The organism is Pseudomonas sp. Eqa60, assembly GCF_018326405.1.
Taxonomy (GTDB): Bacteria; Pseudomonadota; Gammaproteobacteria; order Pseudomonadales; family Pseudomonadaceae; genus Aquipseudomonas; species Aquipseudomonas protegens.
In genome coordinates this window covers 2,473,276-2,485,586 of record NZ_AP024342.1, presented here as the reverse complement: position 1 = coordinate 2,485,586, position 12,311 = coordinate 2,473,276, and the positions used below count along the sequence as shown (strand labels likewise).

The 12,311-nt window shown below is 70.0% G+C and carries 1 pseudogene (running past one end of the window); it reads right to left on the bottom strand.

The window, feature by feature from the left end:
• Positions 1-12,311, bottom strand: a pseudogene (ofaB, locus tag KI242_RS11405) (orfamide A non-ribosomal peptide synthetase OfaB) (it extends 792 nt beyond the left edge of the window).

The following is a 12,311-nucleotide window of genomic DNA, read 5'->3' as shown; positions in this document are numbered from 1 at the left end:
GATGCAGGTATTGGCGATGGGCTTGCCGATGGGCGTGTGGTCCGGGGTATCGGCCAGCGGGCCGCTGCAATCCCAGGCAGTGACGTCCACTGCGGCCTCCGTGGGGCCGTAGAGGTTGTGCAATGCCACCTGTGGCAGTTGCTGCTTGAAGCGCCGCACCAGGCTGCCCGGCAGTGCCTCGCCGCTGCACATCACCTGGCGCAGGCTCAGGTCCTCGGCGCCCTCGCCCTGGGCCAGGAACACATCGAGCATCGAGGGCACGAAGTGCAAGGTGCTGATGCCCTGCTCGCGGATCACCTGGCGCAGGTAGGCCGGGTCCTTGTGCCCGTCGGGGCGCGCCATCACCAGGCGCGCGCCGGTGAACAGCGGCCAGAAGAACTCCCAGACCGAGACGTCGAAACTGAACGGGGTCTTCTGCAACACCGCGTCCTCGGTGCCAAGGCGGTACTGCGCCTGCATCCACAACAGGCGGTTGACCACGGCCCGGTGCTCGTTCATCGCGCCCTTGGGCTGGCCGGTGGAACCGGAGGTATAGATCACATAGGCCAGGTGCCCCGGGGTCAGCCCCTCTACTTGCGGGTTGCCCGGCGCCGGCCCGCTCCAGGCCAACTGGTCGAGGTCCACCAGGGGCCGCGCCAGTTCGCCGAGCAATGCCCGGGTCGCGCCCTGGGCCAGCACCGCCAGGGGCGCGCTGTCGTCGAGCATGTAGGCGATGCGTTCGGCGGGGTAGCCCGGGTCGATGGGCACATAGGCGCCGCCGGCCTTGAGGATCGCCAGCAGGCCGACCACCATTTCCAGCCCGCGCTCGACACAGATCGCCACCCGGCTGTCGGGGCCGACGCCCAGTTGCAGCAGGTGCCCTGCCAGCTGGTTGGCGCGCCGGTTGAGTTCGCCGTAGCTCAGCTGCTGCTCGCCGGCCTGCACCGCAGTGGCCTCGGGGCTGCGCCGCACCTGGGCCTCGAACAGCCCGTGCAGGGTCTGCTCCAGGGGGTAATCCACGGCCGTGGCGTTGAACCCTTGCAGCAGGTGCTGACGCTCCTGCGGCGGCAGGATCGGCACCTCGCGCAGGGGCCGCTGCGGCGCCGTCTCCAGGTTCTCCACCAGGGCCAGCAGGGCCTGCTGCATGTAGCCGCAGATACGCTCGGCACCGATCCGCGCCAGGGTCATGGCGGTGAGACGGAACCCCTGGCCCAGGTCGTCGACGTTGAGGCTCAGGGGGTAGTTGGTGCGCTCCTCGCTGTGCAGGGTCTCGATGCCCTGCCAGGCCTGTTGCACGGCCTGGCTCGGCACCCCGTCGCTGCCGTGGCGGTAGTTGAGCATGGCACTGAACAGCGGCAGCGGCGCGGCCACCCCGCTGCAACGCTGGGCCAGGGCCAGGGAGGCGTGTTCATGACCCAGCAGGGCACTGAGCCGGGCGTGGGTGTCCTTGACCGCGGCACGGCTGCCACGCGCATCCAGGTCGACCCGCAGCGGCAAGGTGTTGATGAACATGCCCAGGGCCCGGTCGGCGCCCTGCCCGGCGCTCAGGCGCCCCAGCAGCACGGTGCCGAACACCACCCGGTCCTGGCCCGAGGTGACGCTCAGGACCCGGGCCCAGGCCAGGTGGAACAGGCTCGCCGCACTCACCCCCAGCAACCGGGCCTGGGTCCGCAGGCGCGCACTCAGTGACGGTTCCAGGGCCTGCTGGCGCTCTTCGATGGCATCGCCATCGCCCTGCACGTCCTGCAGGCCGAACGGCAGGGTCGGCTCATCGATATCGCCGAGCATCTCGCGAAAGAATGCCTCGTGCTCTTCACGGCTCACACCCAGGCGCGCCTGGGCCACGTAGTTGCGATAGGGAATCGCCGTGCCCGCGGGCGACTGCCCCAGCAGGCAGGCCTGGATTTCCTCGCGCACCACCTCCAGGGCGGTGTGGTCCAGGGCCATGTGATGGAACAGCAGGATGGCGACGATGCGCTGGCGGGCCGGGTCCTGGGCATACACCAGGCGCATCAGCGGCGCCCGGGTCAGGTCCAGGCGCAGGTGCCGGGCATCGAAGCGCGCCTGCAGTTGCTCCAGGACCTCGCCCTGGGCGGGGTTCGCTTGCACCTCTTGCACCTGCACCCCTGCCTGGCGCCAGACCACTTGCAGCGGCTGCTTCAGGCCTTCCCAGAGCACCGCGGTGCGCAGGATGTCGTGGCGCTCGACCACCCGCTGCAGGGCTGCGGCGAAATCATCCAGGCGTTGCCGGCTGGCGAAGGCCAGCTGCGATTGCAGCAGGTAGGGGTCGCCCTGCCGGGCACTCAGGTGGTGATAGAGAATGCCCTCCTGCAACGGCGCCAGGGGGTAGATGTCCTGCATGTTGGCCACGCCGCCGGGCACGCTGGCCACCACTCGGTCGATGGCTTCCTGCTCCAGTTCCACCAGCGGCAGCAGGTCCGGGGTGATGCGCGGGCAATCCGCGGTGATCCGGTTGGCCGGGACCGCGACCTCGCGGCCACTGCCCACCGCAGCCGCCAGCGCAGCCAGGGTCGGCTGGCCGAACAGCACCCGCACGTCGGCGTCCAGGCCGATCTGGCGCATGCGTTCGATCAGGCTCACCGCCAGCAGCGAATGCCCGCCCAGTTCGAAGAAGTGATCATGGCGCCCCACCGCCTCCACCTGCAGCACCTCGCTCCAGATCCGCGCCAGGGCCTGTTCCACCTCGCCTTCGGGGGCCACGAATTCCCGGTTCAGCCAGGCCTCTTCCCCCGGCGGTGGCAGGGCCTTGCGGTCGAGCTTGCCGTTGGCGGTCAGGGGCATGGCCGGCAGGCGCACATAGGCCACCGGCAGCATGTAGTCCGGCAGCCGGCCTTGCAGGTGGTCGCGCAGGTCTTCGGCGGCGGCTTGCACGCCCTCGGTACGGGAAGTGAAATAGGCCAGCAGGCGCCCCTCGCGGACCAGCACCAGGGCTTCCTTGAGGGCCGGATGGGTGAGCAGCGCCGCCTCGATTTCCCCAGGTTCGATGCGCATGCCGCGCACCTTCACCTGGTCGTCGTTGCGCCCCAGGTAGTCGAGGTTGCCGTCGGCGCGCCAGCGGGCCAGGTCACCGGTGCGGTACATGCGTGCCTCGGGCTCGGCACTGAAGGGGTCGTTGAGAAAGCGCTCAGCGGTCATTTGCGGGCGGTTGAGGTAACCCCGGGCCACCCCGGCGCCGGCCACATACAGCTCGCCACTGACCCCCTGGGGCACCGGACGCTGCAGTTCGTCCAGCAGGTAGAGCCGCGCATTGGCCACGGGCCGGCCGATATGCAGGGCGCTACCGGCCTCGATCCGCCCGGAGCTGGCCACCACCGTGGCTTCGGTGGGGCCGTAGTTGTTGATCACTGCAAAACCCGGGTCGGCGGCGAACTGGCGCAGGCGGTCGCCACCGATCAGCAAGGTGTCCAGTGTGGGGTGGCCGAGCCCCTGGCTGAAGGCGTATTCGGCCACCGGGGTCGGCAGGAAGCTGACATCCAGGGGCTGGGCGCGCCACCAGTGCAGCAGCGCTTCGATATCCTGGCTGCCCACATCGGCGGGCGGCAGGTGCAGGGTCGCGCCGCTGCACAGGGTCGGCCAGACCTCCCAGGCCATGGCGTCGAAGCCCAGGCCGGCGACGCTGGAGCTGTGCCGCCCCGGGCCCAGGTCGAAACTCGCGCAGTGCCAGTGCACCAGGTTTTCCAGGCTCTGGTGCTCCACCATCACGCCCTTGGGCAGGCCAGTGGAACCGGAGGTGTAGATCACATAGGCCAGGTGCGCCGGGGTCAGGTGCGGCAGCAGCGGGTTGCCCAGCTCGGCCTCCTGCCAGGCAACCCCATCGAGATCGATCGACACCACCGCAAGGCTGCCCGGCAGCTCGCGGGTGGCGCTTTGTACCAGCACCGCCAGCGGCGCGCTGTCCTGCAGCAGGTAGGCGATGCGTTCGGCCGGCAGGCTCGGGTCGATGGGCACATAGGCCGCCCCGGCCTTGAGGACCGCCAGCATGCCCCGCAACAAGTGCGGCCCGCGTTGCAGGCACAGGGCCACGCGATCGTCTGGGTGCACGCCCAACTCCAGCAGTTGCCGGGCCAGCTGATTGGCCTGCTGGTTGAGCTGGCGGTAGCTCAGGCGCAACGGCCCCTGCACCAGCGCCACAGCGTCGGGAGCCTGTGCCGCTCGCGCCTCGAACAGCCCGTGCAGGGTCTGCCCGCGGGGGTAGTCGGCGGTGCTGGCATTGCAGCCCTCCAGCAGTTGCTCGCGCTCTTGTGGCGGCAGCACCGAGCACTGTTCGAGGGCCGCCTGCGGGTTGTGTTCCAGGGCCTGGGCCAGTTGCTCCAGGGCACTTTGCATATAAGCGCCGACACGCTGCGCACCGATTCCGGCCTGGGCCAGCAGCGCCAGGCTGAAGCCTTCGCCCAGGTCATCGACGCTGAGGCTCAGCGGGTAGTTGCTGCGCTCCTCGCCCCCCAGCAGTTCGACGCCCTGCCAGATATCCAGGCCGTCCGGCGCCGCCGTGTTCGGCACGCTGTGGCGGTAGTTGAGCAAGGTATTGAACAGCGGCGCGCCGGCCGCCACCGCGCTGCAGCGCTGGGCCAGGGCCAGGGAGGCGTGCTCATGGCCGAGCAAGGCGCTGAGCCGGGCGTGGGTGGCCTTGACCGCGGCACGCACGCTGCCCTGCACATCGACCCGCAGCGGCAGGGTATTGATGAACACCCCCAGGGCGCGGTCGGCGCCCGCGCCGCCCTGCATGCGGCCCATCAGCACGGTGCCGAACACCACCTGGCGACGGTTGGCCAACTGCCCCAGCACCAGGCCCCAGGCCAGGTGCATCAGGGCCGCGGCGCTCACCCCCAGGTGCCGCGCCTGTTGCCGCAGGCGCTGGCTCAGGGCCTCGGGCAGCACCAGCTCGGCCTCTTCGATACCCAGGCCGTCACCCTGTACATCCTCTACGCCGAAGGCCAGGGTCGGCTCGTCGATGTCCCCGAGCATGTCGCGAAAGAACGCCTCGTGTTCCGCCTGCCCGGCACCCAGGCGTGCCTGGGCCACATAGTTGCGGTACGGCACCGGTGTGCCCAGGTGCTGCGCGCGGTCGAACAGCAGGTCGCGCATTTCCTCGCCGATCACCTCCATGGCGGTGTGATCCAGGGCCAGGTGGTGGAACAGCAGGATCGCCGGCACCCGCTGCTGCCCGGGCTCTCGCGCATAGACCAGGCGGATCAGCGGCGCCTGGGCCAGGTCCAGGCGCCAGTGACGGGCGTCGAAGCGCTGCTGCAACTGCGCCAGCAGGTCGCCCTCGGCCGGGTCCAGGTGCTGTTCTTCGACCCGGAGCTCGGCATGGCGCCAGACCACTTGCAGCGGTTGCGGCAGGCCTTCCCAGAGCACCGCGGTGCGCAGGATGTCATGGCGCGTGATGACCTGCTGCAGGGCCCCGGCGAAACGCTGCAGGCGCTCCAGGCTGTCGAAGGCCAGGCGCGATTGCAGCAGGTAGGGGTCGCCCTGCCCGGTGCTCAGGTGGTGATAGAGAATGCCCTCCTGCAACGGCGCCAGGGGGTAGATGTCCTGCACATTGGCCACGCCGCCCGGCACGCTGGCCAGCACCCGGTCGATGGCCTCCTGGTCCAGTTCCACCAGGGGCAGCAGGTCCGGGGTGATGCGCGGGCAATCAGCGCTGATGAGGTTGGCCGGCACCTGCACTTCCCGGCCGCTGCCCACGGCATCGGCCAGGGCGGCTAGGGTCGGCTGGCTGAACAGCACCCGCACATCGGCGCTCAGGCCGATCTGGCGCATGCGCTCGATCAGGCTCACCGCCAGCAGCGAGTGCCCGCCCAGTTCGAAGAAGTGGTCGTGGCGCCCCACCTGCTCCACCTTGAGCAGCTCGCTCCAGATCCGCGCCAGGGCGATTTCCACCTCGCCCCGGGGGGCGACGAATTCACGGCTGAGCAAAGCCGACGGGGCCGGCGCCGGCAGCGCCTTGCGGTCCAGCTTGCCGTTGTTGGTCAGGGGCAAGGCCTGCAACTGCACGTAGGCCAGGGGCACCATGTAGTCCGGCAGTTGCTGCTGCAGGGCCGCGCGCAGGGCTTCGGCCGGCAGCGGCGCGGCGTCCGCCTGCAGGGTGTAGTAGGCCACCAGGCGCTTGTCCCCGGGCTCGTCTTCCCGGGCCAGGACCACGGTCTCCTTGACCCCGGCGCAGGCAGTGAGGCGCGCCTCGATTTCCCCCAGTTCGATGCGCAGGCCACGGATCTTTACCTGATCGTCGTTGCGCCCCAGGCATTCGAGCAGGCCGTTGCCCAGCCAGCGGCCAATGTCCCCGGTGCGGTACAGCAAGGCCTCGGGCTGTTCGCTGAAGGGGTCGCGGATAAATTTCTCGGCGTTGAGTTCGGGGCGGTTGAGATAACCCAGGGCCACGCCGTCGCCGCCGATCACGATCTCCCCCGGGGCACCGATGGGCAGCGGCCGCTGCTGGGCGTCCAGGACATACACCCGGGTGTTGCCGATCGGCCGGCCGATGGGCACGTGCTCGGCGTCATCGGCCAGGGCGGTGACTTCATGGGTGGTGGCGTAGGTGGTGGTTTCGGTGGGGCCGTAGCAGTGCACCAGGCGCAGCCGCGGCGCCAGCGCCAGCAGGCGGCGAAAGGCCGCCGGGTCGGCACGCTCGCCGCCGCAGAGGAGAATCCGCAGGCCCTTGAGGGCCTCGGGAATCAGTTGCACGTACTGGTTGAACAGCGCCGTGGTGACAAACAGCACCGTGGCCCCGGCCGTGCTCAGGGCCCGGCCGAAACGCGCAGGTTCCAGCAGGGTGTAGTGATCGATCACCAGCACCCGGCCGCCATTGAGCAAGGCGCCCCAGACATCCATGGTGCTGGCGTCGAAGGCCGGGTTGGAGGCGAACGCCACCCGGTCCTCGGGGTTGAAGTCGGCATAGCCGTTGTTGAGCACCAGGCGGCTGATGGCCCGGTGCGGCACCTGCACGCCCTTGGGCACGCCGGTGGAACCGGAGGTGTACATGATGTAGGCCACGGTCTCGGACGACTGCGCCAGGTCCGGGTTGTGCCCGGGCAATGGCGCCAGTTGCAGGCGGTCCAGGTCGACCCTTCTGGCCGGGCACGCAAGCACCTGGTCGCTGCGGCTGAGCAGCAGCACGCTGGCGCTGTCTTCCACCATGAAGGCCTGGCGCTGGGCCGGGGCGTTGATATCCAGGGGCACATAGGCCGCGGCGCATTTGCAGACGGCCAGTTGGCTCACCAGCAGGTCCAGGGAACGGGGCAGCAGGATCGCCACCCGGTCGCCGGGCTGCAGCCCGAGCTCCAGCAGGTGCCGGGCCAACTGGTTGGCCCGGGTATTGAGCTCGCCGTAGCTGAGCTGCGCCTGGCCTTCGACCGCCGCCACCCGCTGCGGGTGGGCCTGGGCCTGGGCCTCGAACAGCCGGTGCACGGTGTGCTGGCGCGGGTAGTCGCGGGTGCTGGCATTGAACTCCAGCAATACCTGGCGGCGCTCGGCCGCCGGCAGTACCGGGATGTCCTCCAGGGCCAGGGCCGGGGTCTGCTCCAAGGCCTGGGCGAGGTGTTCCAGCACGCACTGCAGGTAGCCACAGACCCGATCGCCGTCCACCTGCGCCACGGCCTGCACGGTCAGGCGCAGGCCGTGGGCGTCATCGTCGATATTCAGCGCCAGGGGGTAATTGCTGCGCTCCCGGGAGTCGAGCACGCGGATCCCCTCCCAGCTCGCCGGCCCCTGCTGCGCGGCGTCGGCAGCGCTGTGGCGGTAGTTGAGCAGGCTGTTGAACAGGGGCAGCGATGCCGGCACGCCGCTGCAGCGCTGGGCCAGGGCCAGGGAGGCGTGCTCGTGGCCCAGCAATCGGGCCAGCCGGGCATGGGTGGCACGCAAGGCCTCGGCCACGCCCTGTTCCCCGACACTGACCCGCAACGGCAAGGTGTTGATGAACATGCCCAGGGCCCGGTCGGCACCGGCGCCGCCCTGCATCCTTCCCAGCAGCACGGTGCCGAACACCACGTCATCGCGGCCCGCCAGTTGCCCCAGCACCCGGCCCCAGGCCAGGTGCAGCAGGCTGGCCAGGCTCACTCCCAGGTGCCGCGCCTGCTCTCGCAGGCGCCGGCACAGCGCCGGGTCGAGGCGCAGTTGACGCTCCCGGATGCCGCTGCCGTCGCGCTGCACGTCCTGCAGGCCGAAGGCCAGGGTCGGCTCGTCGATGTCCGCCAGCATCTCGCGGAAGAACGCCTGGTGCTGCTCCTCGCCATGGCCCAGGCGCGCCTGGGCCACATAGTTGCGGTACGGTGCCGGCGCCGGCAACTGCGCGGCGGCGCCCTGCAGCACCGCGCTGATCTCCTCCACCAACACCTCCAGGGAGCTGTGGTCCAGGGCCAGGTGGTGGAACAACAGCAGGCCCAGCCAACGCTGCTGCCCCGGGTCCGCGGCGCAGGCCAGTTGCAGCAGCGGCGCCCGGCTCAGGTCCAGGCGGTAGCGACGGGGGTCGAAACGCGCCTGCAGCTGCTCCAGCACCGGGCCCTGGGCCGGGTCCGTCTCGACCACCTGAATGTCCAGGGGCGCCTGGCGCCAGACGACCTGCACCGGCTGTTCCAGGCCTTCCCAGGCCATGCTGCTGCGCAGGATGTCGTGGCGCGCGATGACCTGCTGCAAGGCCAGAGTGAAGGTTTGCAGGGCGTCTTCGCCGGCAAATTCGAACTGCACCTGGAGCACATAGGGATCGCCCTCGGCGCTGCTCAGGTGGTGATAGAGGATCCCCGCCTGCAAGGGCGCCAGGGCATAGATGTCCTGGACGTTGGCGGCGCCGCCGGGCACCCGCGCCAGCAGCCGGTCGATGGCGGCCTGATCGAGGTCCGCCAGGGGCAGCAGGTCCGGGGTGATGTGGCGGCAATCGGCGGCGATGCGGTTGGCTGGCACCTGCACCTCGCGCTGCCCGCCCACGGTCGCCGCCAGCGCGGCCAGGGTCGGCTGGCCGAACAGCACCCGCACATCGGCGCACAGGTCCACCTGGCGCATGCGCTCCATCAGCTTGACCGCCAGCAGCGAGTGCCCGCCCAGCTCGAAGAAGTTGTCCTGGCGCCCGACCTGCGGCAAGCCCAGCAGCTCTTGCCAGATTGCCGCGATGGCCTGTTCCACCTCGCCCTGGGGCGCTGCATATTCACGCCGGGCCAGGGCCTGGCTGTCCGGCGCCGGCAGGGCCTTGCGGTCGAGCTTGCCATTGGGGGTCAGGGGCCAGGCCTGCAACGTCACGAAGGCGCTGGGCAGCATGTGCTCGGCCAGGCTCTGTTGCAGTTGCTCGCGCAGTTGCGCAGCGCTGGCAGCGGCCCCCGGCCGGGGGATCACATAGGCCACCAGGCGCTTGTCCCCGGAGTGTCTTCCCGGGCGATCACTACCGCTTCGCGCACGCCGTCGCAGGCCGCCAGGCGGGCCTCGATCTCCCCCAGCTCGATGCGAAAGCCGCGGATCTTCACCTGGTCATCGTTGCGCCCCAGGTACTCCAGGCTGCCGTCGCTGCGCCAGCGCGCCAGGTCGCCGGTCTTGTACAGCCGCGCCCCCGGCTCGTGGCTGAAGGGGTCGGCGATAAAGCGCTCGGCGGTCAGCTGATCGCGGTTGAGGTAGCCCCGGGCAACCCCGGCGCCGCCCACATACAACTCACCCACCACGCCGCTGGGCAGCGGCTCGCGGTGGGCATCGAGCACATACAGTTGCAGGTCGGGAATGCGCCGGCCGATGGGGCTGCTGCCCACCAGCTGGGCATCCGCCGCCTGCAACGGGCGATAGGTCACGTGCACCGTGGTTTCGGTGATGCCGTACATGTTCACCAGCTGGGTGCCGACGTTTTCCAGGTGGGCATACCAGGGCTTGAGCATCCCCGGTTCCAGGGCCTCGCCGCCGAAGATCACCTGGCGCAGGGAGTGCTTGAGGGGGCTCTGGTCCTGGGCCGCGATCAGCGAACGGAAGGCGCTGGGGGTCTGGTTGAGGATGCTCACCCGGGCTTCGCAGAGCAGCCGGTAGCAGTCATCCGGCGAACGGCTGACGGCCTGGGGCACCACCAGCAACTGGCCGCCATGCACCAGCGCCCCCCAGATCTCCCACACCGAGAAATCGAAGGCGAAGGAATGGAACAGCGCCCACACGTCCCGCCAGTTGAAGTCGAACCAGTCGCGGGTGGCGCTGAACAGCCGGGCCACGTTGCGGTGCTCCACCATCACCCCCTTGGGCAGGCCGGTGGAGCCCGAGGTGTAGATCACATAGGCCAGGTGGGCCGGGGTCAGCCCCGGCACTTCGGGGTCGTCCTGGGCTTCATGGGCCAGGGTGCGGCTGTCGAGGTCGATCAGCGGCACCCGCAGGTCGGCCACCAGGGACTGGGTGCCGGCCTGCACCAGCAGCGCCACCGGGTCGCTGTCCTGCAGGGTGTAGGCGATGCGCTCGCGGGGGTAGGCCGGGTCGATGGGCACGTAGGCGCCGCCGGCCTTGAGGATGCCCAGCAGGCCGACGATCATTTCCACGCCGCGCTCGACACAGATCGCCACCCGCTGGTCCGGGCGTACGCCCAGCGCCAGCAAACGGTGGGCCACCTGGTTGGCGCGCCGGTTGAGCTCGCCGTAGCTCAGCCGCAGCTCGCCGAACAGCAGCGCCGGGGCCTCGGGCTGGACCCGGGCCTGGGCTTCCACCTGCTGGTGGATCAGCGGGCTGTCCGGGTAGTGCCCCAGCGGCGTGTTCAGGCCCTGCAACAGGTAGCGGCGCTCGCTGGCCGGGAGCATCTCCAGGCTGTACAGCGGTGCCTGCGGAGTGCTCTGCAAGGCCAGGGCCAGGCTCTCCAGGGCGGTCAGCAGGTAGCCGGCGATGCGCTCGGCGCCCAGTTGCCGATCCACCAGGGCGGTGATGCAAAAATCCTCTCCCAGGTCATCGATGTTGATGGTCAGCGGGTAGTTGGTGCGTTCTTCGGCGCCCAGCACCTGGATGCCCGGGGCCACCTCCTGCACCTGGGCGCCATCGGCGGCGTGGCTGTGGCGGTAGTTGAGCATGGCGCTGAACAGCGGCGTCGGCGCACTGACCCCGCTGCAGCGCTGGGCCAGGGCCAGGGACGCATGCTCATGGGCGAGCAAGGCACTGAGCCGCTGATGGGTGGCCAGGACCCCGGCGCGCACGCCCTGGGCGCCGACATCCACCCGCAGCGGCAAGGTGTTGATGAACATGCCCAGGGCCCGCTCGCCGCCTTCGCCGGCCTCCATGCGGCCCAGCAGCACGGTGCCGAACACCACCGCTTCGCGCCCCGACAGCTGGCCCAGCACCCGGGCCAGGGCCAGGTGCATCAGGCTGGCGCTGCTCACCCCCAGTTGCCGGGCCTGGGCCCGCAGGCGCTGGCTGAGCTCGCGGTCCAGGGTCAGCCGGGCCTCTTCGATCACCCGCCCGGCGCCCTGCACATCCCCCAGGCCGCACGGCAGGGTCGGCTCGTCGATATCGCCGAGCATCTCGCGAAAGAAGCGCTCGTGGGCCGCCTCGCTGCGGCTTGCCAGGGCCTGGGCCAGATGGTTGCGAAACGGTACCGGGGCCGGCAGGCGCTCGCTGTGCCCTTGCAGGCGGGCGTGGATTTCCTGGCGTACCAGGTCCAGCGCGGAGTGATCCAGGGCCAGGTGATGGAACAGCAGCAGCGCCACCTGGCGCTGGTTGGCCGGGTCCTCGGCGTGCACCAGGCGCAGCAGCGGCGCCTGACGCAGGTCCAGGCGAAAGTGCCGGGAGTCGTAGCGGGCCTGCAACTGGCCGAGCACATCGCCGTCGGCCGGGTCCAGCGCCACGGCCTCGATCACCAGCGGCGCCTGGCGCCAGACCACCTGCAACGGCTCATCCAGGCTTTCCCAGGCGATGGCGGTACGCAGGATGTCGTGGCGGTCGATGACCCATTGCAAGGCTTCGGCGAAGGCTTGCCGTCGCTCGGCACTGGCAAAGGCGAAGCGCGCCTGCAGCACATAGGGGTCGCCCTGGGCGGCGGACAAATGGTGATAGAGCATGCCCTCCTGCAGCGGCGCCAGGGGGTAGATGTCCTGCACGTTGGCGGCGCCACCGGGCACTGCGGCGACGATACGCTCGATGGCGGGCGGGTCCAGCTGCACCAGGGGCAGCATGTCCGGGGTGATCCTGAAAGCCGGGCTCAGCCAGCTGCCGCCCTGGCCGTCGAGCAGTTCCAGGAGCCGGGCCTTGTGCTGCACCAGGCTGTCCCAGAGCCCGTCGTCCAGCGCCTCGTCATCGCCCTGGACGAGCAGGTCCTCCTGTTCCCGTTGAAGACGGATCGCCAGGGTCGAAAGCACTGCCATCAATTCGCTGAACTGCAT